The sequence below is a fragment of the Polaromonas sp. genome, from assembly GCF_035638815.1.
Lineage (GTDB): Bacteria > Pseudomonadota > Gammaproteobacteria > Burkholderiales > Burkholderiaceae_C > Polaromonas.
In genome coordinates this window covers 66,756-85,359 of sequence record NZ_DASQZG010000019.1, presented here as the reverse complement: position 1 = coordinate 85,359, position 18,604 = coordinate 66,756, and the positions used below count along the sequence as shown (strand labels likewise).

Genomic DNA, 18,604 nt, shown 5'->3' with positions numbered 1-18,604 from the left:
ATGAATCATCCAGATCATCCGGCTGACTCCCCCCTGATGCCTGAGCCCGAGGCTGTAGCATCAAAACCGGCTTTGGCCCAGTATCCTCCGGACGTTCTAGCTACTGATTTGATAGCGGATCAGGGGGGCCCCCTGATGGATGCGGGCACCTTAACGCACACCCGCGCACCGGCTGCGCTTAAGCCCGCCCACCGATTTGAAGATGTGGTGACCGGCAAATTTGACGCCGATGAAGAAGACGTTGCCCTGGAGTTGCCCAAGCGGGTGTTATCCGCTCAGCCCGAGAGTCCCAAATTGCACAAGGTGCTTGCCCAGGCCGGGTTGGGGTCAAGGCTGGAGATGGAGCAACTGATTCTGGAAGGACGGATTTCGGTTAACGCCGAACCAGCGCACATCGGTCAGCGCATCCAGTTTGGCGACACCGTCAAGGTTAACGGCAAGCCTATCCGCGTGCGTATTGATCCACCGCCGGCTCGGGTGATTGCGTATCACAAGCCTGCTGGTGAAGTCGTGACCCATGACGACCCGCAAAATCGCCCCACGGTATTTCGCCGGCTTCCCAAGTTGTTTCAGGGCAAGTGGCAGTCAGTCGGCCGCCTTGACCTGAATACTGAAGGCCTGCTGTTGTTGACCAGTTCCGGCGAGTTGGCCAACCGGCTGATGCACCCGCGATTTGGTTTGGAGCGTGAGTACGCTGTGCGGGTATTGGGCGCATTGAGCAACGAGGAGAAAAAACGCCTGCTCGACGGCGTGAATCTGGACGACGGCCTGGCCCAGTTCAGCTCACTCGAGGCTGGCGGAGGCGAAGGCGCCAATTGCTGGTATCGGGTCACGATTTCAGAAGGTCGCAACCGCGAGGTGCGTCGCATGTTTGAAGCCGTTGGCCATGCGGTGAGTCGCCTAATCCGCATCCGCTATGGCGCCGTAGTGCTTCCCCGTGGTCTCAAGCGCGGCGCTTTTGTGGAATTGGACGAGCGCGACATCCAGGATTTGACTGGCGCTGTCAGTCGCTCGGAATCGCGGGCAGATCCACGAGGCCCCAGGAAAGCGGGAAATCCAGCGGACGGCGCTGGCGGTGAAGGTCGTCAGGGCAGGGGCCCGCGACGAAATGACAGACCACGCGGTGGACGTGGGCGCCCGGAAACGGGAAGTTTCCCTGCAACTGGCCCACAGCAAGCCTCGCCGGGGCCAGCAGGCGACTTTGATCATGAACCAAATGACTTGCAGCCCTCCTTGAATCGCACTGAGGCGCAGCGCGAGGGCAATCGCCGTCGCGGGGGCAAGGGTCGCGCTCCAGGTGGGGGTAACGGAGCCGGGAATTTCCGGGGAAACTCCGGCCCGCCAGCGCAGAACCGGCGGGATGACCGCGGTGATCGCGGCGACAAGCTCCCGGGCGGAGCCCAGCCCGACCCGATGAAAACCTCCTTCGGTTACATCGGCGCGGAAACTTTCACCCGGCAACGCTTGGGCCAGGGGCCGGGTCAAGGCCAACGGCGGGGTGGTGGCACGGGCAACGGGGGCGGGGCGGGTGGCCCGCGCCGAGGTGGCGGCGGCGGTGGGGGAAACCGTGGTGGCGGCAATCGCGGGAACGGCGGTGGCAACCGGGGTGGAAACCGTTAATCCCTTTGCCCGACGGGTGTTCAGGTGATAACTCACTCGGGCGCGGGTTAAAATCAGAGGCTTTATTCGATTTGAATAAAGCACGAAAATCAAGGTTAAGGAAATCTCATGGCGATCGAACGCACCCTCTCAATCATCAAGCCCGATGCAGTGGCTAAAAATGTCATTGGTCAAATTTATGCCCGCTTCGAGGCTGCCGGCCTCAAAGTCGTGGCCGCCAAGTTGGCCCACCTCTCACGCGGCGAAGCCGAAGCGTTTTATGCCGTTCACAAAGAGCGCCCGTTTTTCAAAGACCTCGTGGGTTTCATGATCTCCGGCCCCGTGATGATTTCCGCATTGGAAGGTGAAAACGCAATTCTGAAGCACCGCGACCTCATGGGCGCCACTGACCCGAAGAAAGCGGCTGCCGGTACCATTCGCGCCGATTTCGCTGAGAGCATCGACGCCAACGCTGTTCACGGTTCAGATGCACCGGAAACCGCCCAGGTGGAGATCAGCTTTTTCTTCCCCGGCATGAACATTTACTCGCGCTGAAATGTCGCTCCCACGCGTCACTGCGTTCCGCTGCCCCACCAGGCTTCGGCGCGCGTGGGGCGACCCGGCACTGCGCCGGTGCGAATTTCCAATGCAATGACAGTCAACCTGCTTGATTTTGATCTGGAAGGGCTGGCTGTTTTTTGCGAGGGGCTCGGCGAAAAACGCTTTCGGGCCACCCAGCTTTTTCGCTGGATACACCAGAGAGGCGCGACCGGTTTTGACCAGATGACCGATCTGGCGAAGTCCCTTCGCGAGAAGCTTCCCGCCTCTGCTCACATTCAAGGCCTCAAGGTTGTTTCCCGGCATGACTCGGCGGACGGCACGATCAAGTGGCTGTTCGACGTAGGCGCCGGTGATGTTATCGAGACCGTCTTCATCCCGGAATCCGACCGTGGAACCCTGTGTATTTCATCGCAGGCGGGTTGCGCCGTCGGTTGCCGGTTTTGCTCAACGGGCCACCAGGGTTTCAGCAGAAACCTGACGACCGCCGAGATTGTCGGACAGCTCTGGTTTGCAGAGCACTTTCTGCGTCAGCACCTTGGCAAAACCGAGCGTGTGGTGTCCAACGTCGTGATGATGGGAATGGGCGAGCCGCTGCAAAATTATTCCCAGTTACTTCCTGCACTCCGGGTGATGCTGGACGACCATGCTTACGGCCTGTCACGCCGACGCTTGACGGTTTCCACATCCGGTGTTGTTCCCATGATGGACCGCTTGGCGAAGGATTGTCCTGTCGCCTTGGCCGTGTCCTTGCACGCCCCAGAAGACGAGTTGCGCAGCAACCTTGTACCTCTGAACAAGAAGTACCCTATCGCTGAATTGCTGGAGGCCTGTGCAAGGTACCAGACCGCAGCGCCCCGCGATTTCATCACCTTTGAATACTGCATGCTTGATGGCGTAAACGATCAGTCCGAGCATGCCCGCATGCTGGTGGCGTTGATGCGCAAACATGCTCAGCAGGGTCTTTCCTGCAAGTTCAACCTCATCCCGTTCAACCCGTTTCCCGCCTCTGGCCTGAAACGCTCAGCGATGCCGGAGGTGATGGCATTTGCCAAAGTCCTGATGGACGCAGGCATTGTCACGACAGTCCGTAAAACCCGCGGCGATGATATTGATGCTGCCTGCGGGCAACTGGCCGGAGATGTACAGGATCGAACGGGGGTTCAGGAGCGTATGGCGACGCAGCGGCAGGGTATGCTCAAGGGTATCAAGATCGTCTCCAAAGAGGTAGGTGTATGAAGCTCGTTCGCAAAATCATGGGGCTGTCGGCGTGCTGGATGCTGGTACTGCTCGCCGGTTGTGCGGGCAACGCCGGCGCGCCGGCCTCAAGTGGCGGGCGCGGCGAAGTCATGACTGAGTCCGATGAGCCGGACACACGCAAGCGTGCACGTATCCGCCTGGAATTGGCCAGCAATTATTTCCAGCAGGGTCAGACCAATGTAGCGCTTGATGAGATCAAGCAGGCGCTGACGGCAGATCCGACGTTTGTTGATGCCTATAACCTGCGCGGGCTCGTTTATATGCGGCTGAACGACAACGCGCTGGCAGAAGACAGTTTTCGGCGTGGGATGGGAATCAGCCCGCGCGACGGCGACGTGTTGCACAACTATGGATGGCTCCTGTGTCTGCAGGCGCGGTACCCGGAGTCATCAGCATTGTTTGAGCGGGCCATTACAAGTCCCACCTACACCGGGCAGGCCAAGTCGATGACGATGCATGGCATTTGTCAGGTTCGGGCTGGCCGCAATGCTGAAGGCGAACGCAGCCTGCTTCAGGCCTTTGAACTTGACGCGGGCAATCCGGTGACCAGTTACCACCTGGCCAACGCCTTGTTTCAGCGCGGCGACCTGCCGCGTGCGCAGTTTTATATCAGGCGTTTAAACAACAGTGACCTGGCCAATGCCGAGACCCTGTGGCTGGGCATCAAGGTTGAGCGTAGCCTGGGCAATCGGGAAGCCATGATGCAACTGGTGGGGCAGTTGAAGAAGCGCTTTGGACAATCGCGTGAGGCGGCCGCCTATGACAGAGGTGCTTTCAATGAGTGAGTGGGACGGCCAGGCCCGGGACGAGGCCGTCCCGGAAAACGATGCGGGTGTACCCGTCGTGGCCGAACCTGGCATCACTGCGGGCGCCTTGCTCAAATGTGCGCGCGAGGCGGCCGGACTGCATATCGCAGCTTTGGCGGTGTCGCTGAAGGTTCCGGTTAAAAAACTGGAGGCGTTGGAGTCCGATCGGTTCGACCTGTTGCCTGATGCTGTCTTTGTGCGGGCACTGGCTGCGAGCGTTTGCCGCACCCTCAAACTTGATGCGACCGAGGTGCTGGCGTTGTTGCCCCAAACCGGCAAGCCGCGTCTGGACCATCAGCGTACCAGCATCAATACGCCGTTTCGCTCACCCAGCGACGGACCCGGCCCGTCAGTGTGGGCACAAGTGTCAAAGCCTGCGGTGCTCGCGGGTCTCCTTCTTGTGTTGGGGACTCTTGTTTTAATCTTTCTGCCCTTTGTTCAGCAGCAGTACAAGGCGGCGCAGCCGATTTCCGAGCCTCTTGGCGGCGCCTCTACCTTGGGTAGCCAGGCTTCAACAAGCCAGTCGGGTGTTTCCATGGCAAGTGTTGAGCTGGTCGAGAGCGCGAAGATCGTCCCGTCCATCCCTGCTGATGTGACGAATTCGGTTTCTTCTGTGCCGCTTGCAGTTGCCCCGGCCCCTGTGCCGACTGCTTCCCCGAATTTGCCGCCGGTAACGGGGCCCGCGCAAGCTCAACAATCCGCTGCGCCAGCCTCGGCGCCGGTAGCGGCAACCGCGCAAGCGAATGGAATCATTGTTTTTCAAGCTAAAGGCGAATCCTGGGTTGAAGTGACAGACGCCAAGGGCGTCGTGGTTCTTCGCCGCACCCTGACGTCTGGCGAAACTGCAAGTGCTTCGGGCTCCCTTCCGCTGGCGGCAGTGGTCGGCCGTGCTGACGCAACACAGGTTCAGGTTCGCGGCAAGGCTTTTGACTTGAGCGCGGTCAGCAAAGACAACGTTGCACGTTTCGAGGTGAAATAGTGAGCCCCTGTTTGCCAGTCGAATCGGCGGCGCCCAAGGCGCGTGTGTCTGAACAGGCGCGCGTGGTTTGGGGGCAGCGGGTCGTCACGGTGGGTGGCGATGCCCCGGTGCGCGTGCAGTCTATGACCAATACGGATACGGTGGACGCAATCGGAACCGCGATCCAGGTCAAGGAACTCGCTCTTGCCGGCTCGGAAATGGTGCGGATCACCGTCAACACGCCCGAGGCGGCGCAGGCGGTGCCCTATGTGCGCGAGCAGTTAGACCGCATGGGCGTTGATGTCCCGCTGATTGGTGACTTTCATTACAACGGCCATCGTCTGCTGACCGACTATCCCGCTTGCGCAGAGGCACTGTCCAAATACCGCATCAATCCTGGCAATGTCGGCAAAGGCGACAAACACGACAGACAGTTTGGTCAGATGATCGAAGCAGCGATTCGCTGGGACAAACCCGTGCGGATTGGCGTCAATTGGGGCAGCCTTGACCAGGAGCTGCTGGCAAACCTGATGGACGAAAACAGCCGCAGGTCCCAGCCCTGGGATGCCAAGCAAGTGATGTACGAGGCGCTCATCACCTCAGCCATTGACTCTGCCGTGCTGGCAGAAAAAATGGGCATGAATAAAAATCAGATCATTTTGTCCTGCAAGGTCAGCGGCGTTCAGGATTTGATCTCGGTTTATCGCGAACTCTCCAAACGCTCTCGCTACGCGCTCCACCTCGGTCTGACCGAAGCCGGTATGGGCACGAAAGGCACTGTGGCCTCCAGCGCTGCCCTGGCTGTGTTGCTGCAGGAAGGCATTGGCGACACGATTCGGGTGTCGCTCACGCCTCAACCCGGCGAAGCACGAACTCAGGAAGTTCTCATTGCTTCGGAAATATTGCAGGCGCTCGGGCTGCGCAGTTTTGTGCCCAGCGTGACCGCTTGCCCTGGTTGTGGCCGCACCACCAGCACTACTTTTCAGGAGTTGACCAAAGAGATTGACGATTTCCTGCGTGCCCAAATGCCGGTCTGGCGGGCGCAATACCCGGGTGTCGAAAAACTCAAGGTCGCGGTGATGGGTTGCATTGTCAATGGCCCGGGCGAGAGCAAACACGCCGACATCGGAATCAGCCTGCCGGGATCTGGCGAGGCGCCGGCCGCCCCTGTCTACATTGACGGCGAGAAAAGCGTCACCCTGCGCGGCGAAAACATCGCGCAGGAATTTCGCGTCATTGTCGAAAACTACATTGAAAAGCGTTTTGGCACACAAGCCGTCGCTGAAACCGCTTAACACCTTCCCTTTCATGGACAAATTAACTGCCGTCAAAGGCATGAACGACATATTGCCGCCCGACTCTGCGCGTTGGGAGTGGCTTGAAGACAAAGTGCGTTCGCTGATGTCACGGTATGCCTACCGCAATATCCGCACGCCCATTCTGGAACACACACAGCTGTTCATCCGGGGTATTGGTGAGGTCACCGACATCGTTGAAAAGGAGATGTATTCGTTTGAAGACCGCTCGGACAAGTACGGTGATCACGATCACCTGACCATGCGGCCGGAAAACACCGCCAGTGTGGTGCGCGCGGTGACCGAACACAACATGTTGTACGAGGGCGGCAAGCGCCTTTATTACATGGGGCCCATGTTTCGCCGTGAGCGGCCGCAGCGTGGTCGCTACAGGCAGTTCCACCAGATCGGTGCTGAAGCCTTGGGCTTTGCCGGGCCGGAAGTTGATGCAGAGTTGATTTTGCTGGCCGCAGTCTTGTGGAAAGAGTTGGGCCTGAGCGATTGGCGTCTGGAAATCAACAGCCTGGGTCAGCCTGAGGAGCGCGCCCAGCACCGCGCGCAATTGATAGCCCACCTTGAAAAGCACGCTGATCAGCTGGACGAAGAAGCGCGTCGGCGTTTGCACAGCAACCCGCTGCGGATTCTGGACACCAAAAACCCGGCCATGAAGGCAGTTGTTGAAAGTGCGCCCCGGCTCATTGATTTTTTGGGGCCGCAATCACTGGCGCATTTTGACGGCCTCAAGGCCATCCTGGACGCCAACGACGTGGCCTGGACCCTAAACCCCCGCCTGGTGCGTGGCCTGGATTACTACAACCTCACCGTGTTCGAGTTTGTGACGGACCGACTGGGTGCGCAGGGCACGATTTGCGCGGGTGGGCGTTATGACTACCTGATCGGGCAAATGGGTGGCAAAGCCGCTCCAGCCGTGGGCTGGGCCCTGGGGGTTGAGCGGGTGCTGGATTTGATCAAGGAGCAGGGCGCCGCAATCCCTCTCCCGCAGCCCGATGCTTACGCCATCGTGCCCGAATCATCGGCACTGCCAGTGGTGCTGCGCACGCTGCAGGCCTTGCGTGAGCTGGGCGTGAGCGTACAAATGCACGGCTCAGCGACCAGCGATGGCATGGGCAGCATGAAATCACAGTTCAAAAAAGCAGACGGCAGCGGGGCCCGGTTTGCGCTGATCTTTGGCGAGGCCGAACTCGCGCAGGGCTGTGTGGCTGTCAAGCCTTTGCGCGGCGAAAAAACCAACGCAGCTGAGGCGCAACCCTTGCAGCCATTGGGCAGCGTCGCCAGCTGGGCGCACACCCTGCGCACGGTTGGCTGACGCCAGCGCCCTACAATCACCACCATTCATTGGGTAGAACAGACAGAGCTTTATGGCAAAACATCTCGATTTGGAAGAACAGGAACAGCTCGACGAGCTGAAGCACTTCTGGAAGCAATACGGCGATCGCATCACCTGGGCGCTGGTGATCATTCTGGGCGCGTTCGCCGCCTGGAACGGCTATAACTATTGGCAGCGCAACCAGTCCGCCCAGGCGGCCATGATGTATGACGAGGTGGAGCGCGCCGTTCAGTCTGGAGAAATCCCCAAGCTGGACCGTGCATTGGCCGACATGAAGGAGCGTTTTGGTGGCACCGCGTTTGCGCAGCAAGCCGGGTTGCTTGCCGCCAAAACCTATCACGACAAGGGCAATATCGAAGGCGCCAAGTCATCGCTCGCCTGGGTGGCAGGGAAAAATGCCGACGAAGGTTATCAAGCCATCGCCAGCCTCCGTCTGGCCGGCCTGCTGATGGAAGCCAAGGCTTATGACGAGGCATTAAAAGTGCTGACTCCGGCTTTTCCCAAAGACTTCGCGGCTTTAGCAGCTGACCGCCGTGGCGACGTTTTGATGGCGAAGGGCAAGAAGAGTGAAGCCCGGGCCGAATACGAAAAAGCCTACAAAGATATGGATTCCCGCAGCGAATACCGGCGTCTGGTCGAGGTCAAACTCAATGCGCTCGGTGCCAATCCTGCACCCCCTGCGTCTACCCCTGCGGTCGCTGCCGCAGCCAGTCCCGCGTCCGCCACGGAGGTCAAACAGTGATGTTTATCAAGTCTTTTAGGCCCTTTGCCCAATCACTACGGGCGCCGGCAGCTATTATTTTGGTAGCAACTCTTGCCGGGTGCTCCACATTCAGCGGCTTCTTCGGAGGCTCCGCGAAAAAGCCCCAACCCGCTGAGCTGCAGCCCGTTGTCGCGCTTGTACCTGCACGGCAGGTCTGGAGTGCACGTATTGGCGAGGTGACGTTTCCGCTTCAGGGCAATATCAGCGGTGAAACCCTGGTAGTGGCAAGCAACGATGGCACGGTTGCAGCGCTGGACACGCGCACCGGACGTGACCGGTGGCGCACCAGTATTGGCGCGCCTATTGCAGCGGGGGTGGGCAGTGATGGAAAAGTAGCTGCCGTGGTCACCCGCGCTAACGAGGTCGTGGCTCTGGACAACGGGCGTGAGATCTGGCGTCAAAAGCTGGCGGCTCAGGCCTTCACCTCCCCGTTTGTTGCAGGCGGCCGCGTGTTTGTTCTCGCGGCGGACCGGTCGGTCAATGCATTCGATGGACAGACAGGGAAAAAACTCTGGGCCCAGCAACGACCCAGCGAACCCCTGGTTCTGCGCCAGGGGGGCGTCATGCTGGCCGTGGGTGATACGCTGGTTGTCGGTCTGGCAGGACGCCTGACCGGGCTGAACCCGCTGAACGGAAGCATCCGTTGGGAGGCCCCGATCGCTTCACCCCGCGGCGTGAATGACGTCGAGCGGCTGGTAGACCTGGTTGGGCACGTTGGCCGTAATGGCAACACCGTCTGCGCTCGCGCTTTCCAGGCCAATATCGGTTGTGTGGATGCCCAGCGCGGCGCCTTGCTCTGGACCAAACCCGCCAATGCGGCCCAAGGCGTAGACAGCGACGAGCGCTATGTGTTTGGTGCTGAGGCTGACGGCAGGGTGCTGGCATTACGCCGGGCTGATGGCGAGCCTGTGTGGTCCACCGATCTTCTGCGGTACCGCAGCTTGACTTCCCCGCTGGTGGTGGGTCGGTCTATCGCCATAGGCGACTCGGCTGGTCTGATTCACCTGCTTTCGCGGGAAGATGGATCGCCTTTGAATCGGCTCACGACGGACGGCACGTCCATTGCAGCTTCGCCTTTACTGGCTGGCAGCACATTGATCGCGGTCACACGTGCCGGCGGTGTTTATGGTTTTGCCCCCGAATAAATGCGTGTCCACCACGCTCCTTGCTTCGCGTAGTTCGCTGCCACCTCCGCTGGATATTTCTTGAAACCTGTTCTCGCTCTGGTCGGTCGCCCCAACGTAGGCAAATCGACCATATTCAACCGTCTGACCAAAACGCGCGATGCGATTGTGGCCGACTACGCCGGTCTGACGCGAGATCGCCATTACGGTAACGGCCGGCTGGGGCCGCAGGAGTTCATCGTCATTGATACGGGCGGCTTCGAACCAGACGCGGTTGATGGCATCTACAAAGAAATGGCCAAGCAGACCCGCCAGGCGGTTGCTGAAGCGGATGTCGTGGTTTTTGTCGTGGATGCGCGGGCAGGGGTCAACGCGCAGGATCACGAAATCGCCCGCTATTTGCGCAAACTCGGCAAACCGACGGTGTTGACGGCCAACAAAGCCGAGGGCATGACCGAAGGCGTACAGCTTTCAGAATTTTTCGAGCTCGGACTTGGTGAAGTGCTGGCCGTGTCAGCTTCTCACGGTCAAGGCATGCGTTCGCTGGTGGAAATGGCGCTGCAGCCACTGAACCTTCCAGATCCGGCGGACGAGGATCTGCTCGCTGATCCCTCTGCGATCAAGCTGGCAGTGGCCGGGCGTCCCAATGTGGGCAAGTCCACCCTGATCAACGCCTGGCTTGGCGAGGAACGGCTTGTGGCTTTTGACCAGCCCGGCACCACGCGGGATGCCATCTCCGTGCCTTTTGAGCGCGCGGGGCAAAAGTTTGAGTTGATCGACACCGCTGGGCTGCGCCGCAAGGGCAAGGTTTTTGAAGCCATTGAAAAGTTCTCGGTGGTCAAGACCCTGCAGGCCATCGAAAGCGCCAACGTCGTATTGCTGCTGCTGGATGCGACCCAGGGCGTGACCGACCAGGAAGCGCACATTGCCGGCTACATATTGGAAAGTGGCCGCGCTGTTGTGCTGGCCGTCAACAAGTGGGATGCGGTGGATAGCTACCAGCGGGAAATTCTTGAGCGGTCCATAGAGACACGTCTGGCCTTCCTGAAATTTGCGACCATCCACAACATTTCAGCCATCAAACGGCAGGGCCTTGCCCCGGTGTGGAAGTCCATCATCCAGGCCCATGCCTCGGCCAATCGCAAGATGTCCACCCCGGTGCTGACCCGCCTGCTGATGGAAGCCGTGCAATTTCAGAGCCCGCAGCGCGCCGGCATGTTCCGTCCCAAGCTGCGTTACGCCCATCAGGGTGGGATGAACCCGCCCATCATCATTGTTCACGGCAATTCGCTGGAGCATGTGACTGACGCCTACAAGCGTTTTCTGGAAGGGCGCTTTCGCAAGGAGTTCGATCTCGTCGGCACGCCGCTGCGCATCCAGATGAAATCTTCGAGCAACCCTTTTGCGGACAAAGAATCAGCTTAGGACTACGTTGGCGGCGGAAACCCTGTGGTAAGGTGAACTTCCATTAACTCTTGAACACGGAAAATATCGTGAGCAATAACAAAGGTCAGCTGTTGCAGGACCCCTTCCTCAACACTTTGCGCCGTGAGCATGTGCCGGTTTCGATTTACCTCGTGAACGGCATCAAGCTTCAAGGTCAGATCGAATCTTTCGATCAATACGTCGTGTTGTTGCGCAACACCGTGACGCAAATGGTTTACAAACACGCCATTTCGACCATTGTTCCTGGCCGCGCCGTAAACTTTGCGGCTGCTGAAACCCAAGAAAGCCCTGCCAGCTGAGTTCTCCGGACTTACGCCAGCCAAAGCCTCCATCGGCCATTCTGGTGGGGGTCGACCTGGGTCTCCCCAACTTCGATGCCGGCCTTGAAGAGCTGGGATTGCTTGCTCAAACGGCCGGCATGCAGCCGGTTGCGCGTGTGGTTTGCAAACGCAAGGCGCCAGATGCGGCTTTGTTCATAGGCAGTGGCAAGGCCGATGAGATCAAGATGCTGGCAGTCGAAACCGGTGCCACTGAAATCCTGTTTGACCAGTCACTGAGTCCCGCACAGCAGCGCAATCTTGAGCGCCTGCTGGAAATGCCGGTCAATGACCGGACCATGCTGATCCTCGAAATTTTCGCGCAGCGCGCCCGCAGTCATGAGGGCAAGCTGCAGGTGGAGCTTGCGCGTCTGCAATACTTGTCGACGCGACTGGTTCGCCGCTGGTCGCACCTTGAGCGCCAGACGGGCGGTGCGGGTGTGCGCGGCGGACCCGGTGAAAAGCAGATCGAGCTGGACAAACGCATGATCAGCGAATCGATCAAACGCACCAAAGAACGCTTGAGCAAGGTCAAGAAGCAGCGACAAACCCAGCGCCGTCAGCGCGAGCGTCGCAACGCCTTCACCGTCTCTCTGGTGGGATACACCAACGCCGGCAAATCAACCATCTTCAATGCGCTGGTCAAGGCGCGCGCCTATGCCGCAGACCAGTTGTTTGCCACCCTGGACACCACCACCCGCCAGATGTATTTGGGGGACGCAGCCCGTTCGGTGTCGCTTTCGGATACGGTCGGCTTTATTCGCGACTTGCCGCATGGGCTGATTGACGCCTTTGCAGCCACCTTGCAGGAGGCGGCAGATGCTGATTTGCTGCTTCACGTGGTCGATGCTGCAAATCCAGACCATCTGGAGCAAATCGAGCAAGTTCAGCGTGTGCTCGCAGAAATCGGCGCCGCAACAGTGCCGCAAATTTTGGTGTTCAACAAGCTCGACGCCCTTGAAAAAGCACACCGGCCGCTTCAATTGAGTGACAGTTTCGAGATCAAGGACGCCTTTTCGGACACCGGTGCCCGCGTCGACCGGGTATTTGTGAGTGCGCAAACCGGGGAGGGTTTGCCCTTGTTGCGCCAGTTGCTGGCCCGGCAGGCGTCCCTATTACCCCTTGCGGATACCCCTCCATTTGGTGAAGCGGTCGCCTGATTGGGCACAATGTCGGAGTATTGAAAATAAAGTGAGCCTGATCCCATGAACCTGAACACAGTGCTACAGACGCTGACACGCGCTACGGCGGGCCGTCCCGATCGAGCAACCGACCCTGCCGGGCAGCGCGAAGCATCGGAGCAATTGACTCTGGCGGAGCGTTTGAAGCGAGGCGCGCGGGGAATGTTTAATTTGAACGATCCCCGGTGGGGCCGCGACGACGACAAGACCTCTACCGACGAGCCGAAACCCGAAGGAGGCCGCGAAGAACCACCTCCTGTGAGGCCACCGGCTCCCCAGCGTCCGCAAGGCCAGGGAAAAGGCCCCAATCAAGGTCCGCCTGACCTGGACGAACTGTGGCGCGACTTCAATCGGAAGCTGGGCGGGCTGTTTGGCGGAGCCAAAAATGCCGGCCAGCGGGTGCGCGGCGGCGGAACCGGCGGTGGTGGCCCCGGCGGCCCGGGTGGTTTTCAGCCTGATATGAAAAACGCCGGCATCGGCATCGGACTGATTGCAGGTGTGGCGGTGCTGATCTGGCTGGGCACCGGTTTCTTTATCGTGCAAGAGGGCCAGCAGGCGGTCATTACCCAGTTCGGCAAATACAAGTCGACGGTCGGGGCGGGTTTTAACTGGCGTCTGCCTTATCCCGTGCAGCGTCACGAGGTGCTCTTCGTAACCCAGATCCGTTCGGTTGACGTCGGCCGTGACAGCATCGTCAAGTCAACCGGCCTGCGTGAGTCGGCCATGCTGACCGAAGACGAAAATATTGTCGAAATCAAGTTTGCCGTGCAGTACCGTCTGAACGACGCGCGCGCCTATCTGTTTGAGAGCAAAAACCCGGCCGATGCTGTGGTGCAAGCCGCGGAAACGGCGGTACGTGAGGTGGTTGGAAAAATGCGCATGGATGCAGCTCTGGGCGAGGAGCGTGAGCAAATCGGCCCACGCGTCCGCAAGCTGATGCAGACCATTCTGGATCGCTACAAGGTGGGGGTAGAAGTCGTAGGCATCAACATGCAGCAGGGCGGTGTGCGTCCCCCTGAGCAGGTACAAACAGCCTTTGACGATGTTCTCAAAGCCGGCCAGGAGCGGGAGCGCGCCAAAAACGAAGCTCAGGCCTATGCCAATGACGTGATTCCCCGGGCAGTTGGTTCTGCCTCACGCCTGAAGGAAGAGTCCGAAGCCTACAAAGCCCGTATCGTTGCTCAGTCCCAGGGTGACGCGCAGCGCTTCAAATCGGTGCTGACTGAGTACCAGAAGGCGCCGCAGGTGACCCGCGACCGCATGTATACCGATGCCATGCAGCAGGTCTACAGCAGTGTGACCAAGGTCATGGTCGAGTCGCGGCAGGGCTCTAACCTGCTTTATTTGCCGCTCGACAAAATCATGCAGCAGACGGCAGGTGCTGCGGCCGCCGAGCCTGCCAATGGTGCTGCCCCTGTAGCTCCGGCGATTCCAGCCGTGCCAGCCACGAGTACGACCGACACCCGTGCCCGTGATGCATCGCGCACACGTGACCGCGACACCCGCTAAGGAAGAACAAAGTGAACAGAGTTGGATTAATTGCTTCTTCCCTGCTGGTCGTGCTTGCGCTGGCCAGTTCCATGTTGTTTGTTGTCGACCAGCGCCAGTTTGGCGTGGTGTACGCCCTGGGCCAGATCAAGGAAGTCATCACCGAGCCAGGGCTCAACTTCAAATTGCCACCACCGTTTCAGGATGTGAAGTACCTGGACAAGCGTTTGCTCACGCTGGACAGTACTGACACCGAGCCCGTGCTCACGGCAGAAAAGCAGCGTCTGGTGATCGACTGGTATTTGCGCTGGCGCATCACCAACCCGTCCGAATACATCCGTGCCATTGGTGTTGACGAAAAAGCCGGCGCCAACCAGCTGAGCCGCGAAGTTCGCAACGCTTTTCAGGAAGAGATCAGCAAACGCACGGTGCGCGAACTGATTTCTACCAAACGCGACGCACTGATGACCGAAGTGCAGCGCGAGGTGCAGGAAAAGGTTCGCAGCAAAAATTGGGGTATGGAGATTGTCGATGTGCGTTTGACCCGCGCAGACTATGTAGAAGCCATTACCGAGTCGGTGTACCGCCGGATGGAAGCTGAACGTAAGCGTGTGGCCAATGAGTTGCGCTCTACGGGTGCTGCCGAGGGCGAAAAGATCCGGGCCGATGCAGACCGCCAGCGCGAAGTGACCGTGGCCAACGCCTATCGTGATGCACAGAAAATCAAGGGTGAGGGCGATGCCCAGGCGGCGGGCATCTACAACGATGCATTTGGCCGAGACCCGCAGTTCGCCCAGTTCTACCGCAACCTGGACGCCTACAAGGCGAGCTTCAGCAAGAAGAGCGATGTGATGGTGATTGATCCCTCCTCGGAGTTTTTCAAGACCATGCGCGGTTCAGGCGCGGGCGCTGCGCCAGCCAAAAAATAAATTTTCCGTTGGACAGCAGCACGCTTTGGCTCGCACTCGCGTGCATGCTGGTCTTTGAAGGCTTGCTGCCATTTATTTCGCCCGCTGGCTGGCGGGGCATGTTCGAGCAAATCCTCAAGATGAGCAACGGGCAGATCCGTTTTTTCGGTCTCTGCAGTGTGGCTGTCGGCCTGGTTCTGCTGGCCATCCTGCTCTGACCGGCGGGCCAGCTCCCGCCTGTCTGATCCCGGATTTTGCGGCGCAATGTCGCATCCGGTTCTGTAGTGGCCGAAAACAGCGCCCAAGCCCGGTAAAATCCTGTTTTTAACAGCCTCCGATAAATACATGCCCGCCTGGTCGTCATCATGGCAATTGCCGGATCAAATTGCCGATGTCCTGCCCTCCGAGGCGCGCCACATCGAAGAGCTACGCCGCTTGTTTCTGGACACGGCCCGCAGCTATGGCTATGAGCTGGTCATGCCGCCCCTGCTGGAGCACCTGGAGTCCCTGCTCACCGGCACCGGTGAGGCGCTAGACCTGCAGACTTTTAAACTGGTAGATCAACTCTCTGGCCGCACCCTGGGTCTGCGCGCTGACACCACGCCGCAAGTTGCCCGCATCGACGCCCATTTGCTGAACCGCCGGGGCGTTGCGCGGCTTTGTTACTGCGGCCCCGTGCTGCACACCCGGGCTGACAGGCCGCACGCCACGCGCGAGCCTTTGCAATTCGGGGCTGAAATTTATGGTCACGCCGGACTTGAGGCGGACCTGGAAGCCCAGCTATTGGCTCTTGAGGGGCTGAGCGCATCGGGCGTGACGCAACTCTCGGTAGACATGGCCGATGTTCGTATTGTCAGCAGCCTGGTGGCCGGCGCGAAGGTCAGCACCTCAATGCTCGCCCGAATTCACGCGGCGCTTGCAGCCAAGGATGCCAGTGAGCTTTCCAGCCTGACCTCCAGTCTTGGCAACGAGTTGCCTGCCGCCGCGCAGCAGGGCCTGTCGACCTTGCTGCAGTTGTACGGTGATGACAAGGTTCTGGCTGAAGCAGAGAAGGCCTTCAAGGCCTTTCCCGAAGCTTTGCTGGCCCTGAAAAATCTGAACTGGCTGGCAACCCATGTGACCGGTTTGGCGCCGGGCGTCAAAATCGGCTTTGATCTTGCTGACCTGCGGGGCTACGCCTATTACAGCGGCACGCGTTTTGCCATTTACGGGCACGGTCCGCGCGAGGGCGCGCATGGCGCTGAGCTGGTTCGCGGCGGTCGTTACGACGAGGTCGGCGCGGTATTTGGACGCAATCGCCCCGCGGCAGGCTTCAGCCTCGACCTCAAAGAACTTGTCAGCGTGCTGCTTCCGAAGCCACCAAGAGCCGCTATCCGCGCGCCGTGGGGGGAAGAGCCCGATCTGCGTGCTGCCATTGCAGGTCTCCGCGCCAGCGGCGAAACCGTAGCCTGCGTGTTGCCCGGTCACGAACATGAAGTCGACGAATTTGCCTGCGACCGTGAACTGGCTAACGTATCCGGGCAGTGGCAGGTCCGGCCCCTGCAGGCTTGATTGCCGTCCTAACACACCGCATCCCCAACGAATCTTTAGAGAGCAAACAGATGACAAAAACAATAGCCGCAACTGCCGGCCGTAACGTGGTGGTCGTGGGTACCCAGTGGGGCGACGAAGGCAAGGGCAAGCTGGTTGACTGGCTGACTGAAAGCTCGCAGGGCGTGGTTCGTTTTCAGGGCGGCCACAACGCCGGCCACACCCTGGTCATCAATGGTGTCAAAACGGCTTTGCACCTGATCCCCAGCGGCATCATGCGCCCGGGCGTCAAGTGTTACATCGGCAACGGCGTCGTGCTGTCTGCCGCCAAGCTGTTTGAAGAAATTGAAGGGCTTGAGAAAGCCGGTGTTGAGGTGCGCTCGCGCCTGCGCATCAGCGAAGCCTGCCCGTTGATTCTGCCTTTTCATGTGGCGCTTGATGTTGCGCGTGAGACCCGCCGTGAAACCGGTGGCATTGTGAAGATTGGCACGACCGGCCGGGGCATTGGGCCCGCCTACGAAGACAAGATTGCACGCCGCGCCCTGCGCGTGCAGGACCTCAAATACCCCGAGCGTTTTGCAGCCAAGCTGCGCGAGCTGCTGGACCTGCACAACTTTGTGCTGACCGGTTACCTGAATGCACCGGCAGTGGAATTTCAGCCGGTGTATGACGAGGCCATGCGCCACGCCGAACTGCTCAAGCCCATGATGGCCGACGTTTCGCGCGAACTCAATGACGCCAACGCCGAAGGCGCGAATCTTCTATTCGAGGGCGCACAGGGCACGCTGCTAGATGTCGACCACGGCACCTATCCCTTTGTCACCTCCAGCAACTGCGTGGCTGGTAACGCGGCCGCAGGCGCGGGCGTCGGCCCCGGCATGCTGCATTACATCCTGGGCATTACCAAGGCGTACTGCACCCGCGTCGGGGGCGGCCCTTTCCCGACAGAGCTGGACTGGGAAGCACCGGGTACGCCGGGTTATCACATGAGTACCGTGGGCGCTGAAAAAGGCGTGACCACTGGCCGAAGCCGCCGCTGCGGCTGGTTCGATGCGGCGCTGCTCAAACGTTCAGCCCAGGTCAATGGCTTGTCGGGTCTGTGTATCACCAAGCTTGACGTGCTGGACGGCATTGAAAAGCTTGAACTCTGCACGGGCTACGAGCTGGACGGCCAGATCATAGACATCCTGCCCATGGGCGCTGAAGACATTGCGCGCTGCAAACCCATTTACGAAACCCTGCCAGGCTGGACACAAAGCACGGTTGGTGTGACCGACTATGACAAGCTGCCGGACGCAGCGCAACGCTACCTCAAGCGCATTGAGGAAGTGACCGGCGTGCCGATTCACATGATTTCCACCAGCCCCGACCGAGACCACACCATCTTGCTGCGCCACCCGTTCACAGCCTGAAGCCATTCAACCCGACATTCATAGTCAAATCGCCTGTTTGCCCATATAGTACGGGCGGAAGACGCTATTAAATCAGGAGCAAATGTATGTTGACAGAAGACGGCAAGCACCTCTACGTGAGTTATGACGAATACCATAACCTGATTGAAAAACTCGCCATCAAGGTGCACCAGTCGGGCTGGGAGTTCGACACCATCTTGTGTCTGGCCCGCGGCGGCATGCGCCCCGGCGACATCCTCTCGCGTATTTTTGACAAGCCGCTCGCCATCATGTCGACCAGCTCCTACCGGGCCGATGCGGGCATGACCCAGGGCAATCTGGACATTGCACGTTTCATCACCACGCCCAAAGGCGAGATTGCCGGCAAGGTCTTGCTGGTCGATGATCTGGCAGACACCGGCCACACGCTCAACGCCGTTATCCATCAGCTGCGCAACAACTACAAGCCGATCACCGAATTGCGCAGCGCGGTGATCTGGACCAAGGGCGTCTCGACCTTCTCGCCCGACTACTCAGTCGAATTTCTGCCCACCAATCCGTGGATTCATCAGCCGTTTGAAGGGTATGACGCCTTGAAGCCAGCGCAGTTGATGGAGAAGTGGAAGATATAG

18 protein-coding genes are annotated in these 18,604 nt (G+C 59.5%); all 18 read left to right on the top strand.

The genetic code is table 11. The features are described from left to right. The 18 genes from VE934_RS13125 to VE934_RS13040 all read left to right on the top strand — a co-directional run bounded on the left by VE934_RS13125 (position 1) and on the right by VE934_RS13040 (position 18,604). Entirely contained in the window at positions 1–1,620 is a 1,620-nt protein-coding gene (locus VE934_RS13125; protein WP_324888185.1) for a pseudouridine synthase, read from the top strand. 108 nt (positions 1,621–1,728) lie between these two features. Next, positions 1,729–2,154 (top strand): nucleoside-diphosphate kinase, encoded by a 426-nt coding sequence (gene ndk, locus VE934_RS13120; protein ID WP_324888183.1) that lies wholly within the window; start codon positions 1,729–1,731, stop codon positions 2,152–2,154. Positions 2,155–2,250: 96 nt separating this feature from the next. After that, positions 2,251–3,396 (top strand): 23S rRNA (adenine(2503)-C(2))-methyltransferase RlmN, encoded by a 1,146-nt coding sequence (rlmN, locus tag VE934_RS13115; RefSeq protein WP_324888181.1) that lies wholly within the window; start codon positions 2,251–2,253, stop codon positions 3,394–3,396. Next, entirely contained in the window at positions 3,393–4,202 is an 810-nt protein-coding gene (pilW, locus tag VE934_RS13110; RefSeq protein WP_324888179.1) for a type IV pilus biogenesis/stability protein PilW, read from the top strand. Before rlmN ends, pilW begins: the two co-directional genes overlap by 4 nt. Beyond that, complete coding sequence (locus tag VE934_RS13105) at positions 4,195–5,202, top strand: helix-turn-helix domain-containing protein (protein ID WP_324888177.1); 1,008 nt, start codon at positions 4,195–4,197, stop codon at positions 5,200–5,202. The genes pilW and VE934_RS13105 overlap by 8 nt, the downstream gene beginning before the upstream one ends. A gap of 11 nt (positions 5,203–5,213) precedes the next feature. Further along, entirely contained in the window at positions 5,214–6,476 is a 1,263-nt protein-coding gene (gene ispG, locus VE934_RS13100) for a flavodoxin-dependent (E)-4-hydroxy-3-methylbut-2-enyl-diphosphate synthase (protein WP_324888175.1), read from the top strand. 13 nt (positions 6,477–6,489) lie between these two features. Further along, a complete protein-coding gene (gene hisS, locus VE934_RS13095) occupies positions 6,490–7,803 on the top strand; it encodes a histidine--tRNA ligase (protein ID WP_324888173.1) in 1,314 nt (437 codons plus the stop codon). A gap of 52 nt (positions 7,804–7,855) precedes the next feature. Then, positions 7,856–8,566 carry a tetratricopeptide repeat protein gene (locus VE934_RS13090; RefSeq protein WP_324888171.1) on the top strand — a complete coding sequence of 237 codons (711 nt, stop codon included), beginning with the start codon at positions 7,856–7,858 and terminating at the stop codon, positions 8,564–8,566. Next, complete coding sequence (gene bamB, locus VE934_RS13085) at positions 8,566–9,732, top strand: outer membrane protein assembly factor BamB (protein ID WP_324888169.1); 1,167 nt, start codon at positions 8,566–8,568, stop codon at positions 9,730–9,732. The genes VE934_RS13090 and bamB overlap by 1 nt, the downstream gene beginning before the upstream one ends. Positions 9,733–9,792: 60 nt before the next feature. Beyond that, complete coding sequence (gene der, locus VE934_RS13080; protein ID WP_324888167.1) at positions 9,793–11,136, top strand: ribosome biogenesis GTPase Der; 1,344 nt, start codon at positions 9,793–9,795, stop codon at positions 11,134–11,136. A 68-nt stretch (positions 11,137–11,204) separates the two neighbouring features. Beyond that, the gene (gene hfq / locus VE934_RS13075) at positions 11,205–11,456 is read left to right on the top strand and encodes an RNA chaperone Hfq (protein ID WP_414693847.1); all 252 of its coding nucleotides are present in this window, start codon (positions 11,205–11,207) and stop codon (positions 11,454–11,456) included. Between the two features lie 44 nt (positions 11,457–11,500). Beyond that, positions 11,501–12,634, top strand: coding sequence for a GTPase HflX (gene hflX, locus VE934_RS13070; protein WP_324888163.1), 1,134 nt, complete (start codon positions 11,501–11,503; stop codon positions 12,632–12,634). Between the two features lie 45 nt (positions 12,635–12,679). Continuing rightward, a complete protein-coding gene (hflK, locus tag VE934_RS13065) occupies positions 12,680–14,164 on the top strand; it encodes an FtsH protease activity modulator HflK (protein ID WP_414693846.1) in 1,485 nt (494 codons plus the stop codon). 11 nt (positions 14,165–14,175) lie between these two features. Then, on the top strand, positions 14,176–15,072 hold the full coding sequence (hflC, locus tag VE934_RS13060; RefSeq protein WP_324888161.1) for a protease modulator HflC: 897 nt from the start codon (positions 14,176–14,178) through the stop codon (positions 15,070–15,072). 8 nt (positions 15,073–15,080) lie between these two features. After that, a complete protein-coding gene (locus VE934_RS13055) occupies positions 15,081–15,269 on the top strand; it encodes a DUF2065 domain-containing protein (RefSeq protein WP_324888159.1) in 189 nt (62 codons plus the stop codon). Between the two features lie 127 nt (positions 15,270–15,396). Then, entirely contained in the window at positions 15,397–16,602 is a 1,206-nt protein-coding gene (locus VE934_RS13050) for an ATP phosphoribosyltransferase regulatory subunit (RefSeq protein ID WP_324888157.1), read from the top strand. Between the two features lie 62 nt (positions 16,603–16,664). After that, on the top strand, positions 16,665–17,993 hold the full coding sequence (locus tag VE934_RS13045; protein WP_324888552.1) for an adenylosuccinate synthase: 1,329 nt from the start codon (positions 16,665–16,667) through the stop codon (positions 17,991–17,993). An 86-nt stretch (positions 17,994–18,079) separates the two neighbouring features. Continuing rightward, on the top strand, positions 18,080–18,604 hold the full coding sequence (locus tag VE934_RS13040; RefSeq protein ID WP_324888155.1) for a phosphoribosyltransferase: 525 nt from the start codon (positions 18,080–18,082) through the stop codon (positions 18,602–18,604).

Bases quoted from the DNA above. Each gene is read 5' to 3' on its own strand.
- hflK (WP_414693846.1), top strand. From the start codon at position 12,680: ATGAACCTGAACACAGTGCTACAGACGCTGACACGCGCTACGGCGGGC.
- VE934_RS13105 (WP_324888177.1), top strand. From the start codon at position 4,195: ATGAGTGAGTGGGACGGCCAGGCCCGGGACGAGGCCGTCCCGGAAAAC.
- hisS (WP_324888173.1), top strand. From the start codon at position 6,490: ATGGACAAATTAACTGCCGTCAAAGGCATGAACGACATATTGCCGCCC.
- VE934_RS13125 (WP_324888185.1), top strand. From the start codon at position 1: ATGAATCATCCAGATCATCCGGCTGACTCCCCCCTGATGCCTGAGCCC.
- VE934_RS13050 (WP_324888157.1), top strand. From the start codon at position 15,397: ATGCCCGCCTGGTCGTCATCATGGCAATTGCCGGATCAAATTGCCGAT.
- ndk (WP_324888183.1), top strand. From the start codon at position 1,729: ATGGCGATCGAACGCACCCTCTCAATCATCAAGCCCGATGCAGTGGCT.
- VE934_RS13090 (WP_324888171.1), top strand. From the start codon at position 7,856: ATGGCAAAACATCTCGATTTGGAAGAACAGGAACAGCTCGACGAGCTG.
- rlmN (WP_324888181.1), top strand. From the start codon at position 2,251: ATGACAGTCAACCTGCTTGATTTTGATCTGGAAGGGCTGGCTGTTTTT.
- pilW (WP_324888179.1), top strand. From the start codon at position 3,393: ATGAAGCTCGTTCGCAAAATCATGGGGCTGTCGGCGTGCTGGATGCTG.
- VE934_RS13040 (WP_324888155.1), top strand. From the start codon at position 18,080: ATGTTGACAGAAGACGGCAAGCACCTCTACGTGAGTTATGACGAATAC.
- bamB (WP_324888169.1), top strand. From the start codon at position 8,566: ATGTTTATCAAGTCTTTTAGGCCCTTTGCCCAATCACTACGGGCGCCG.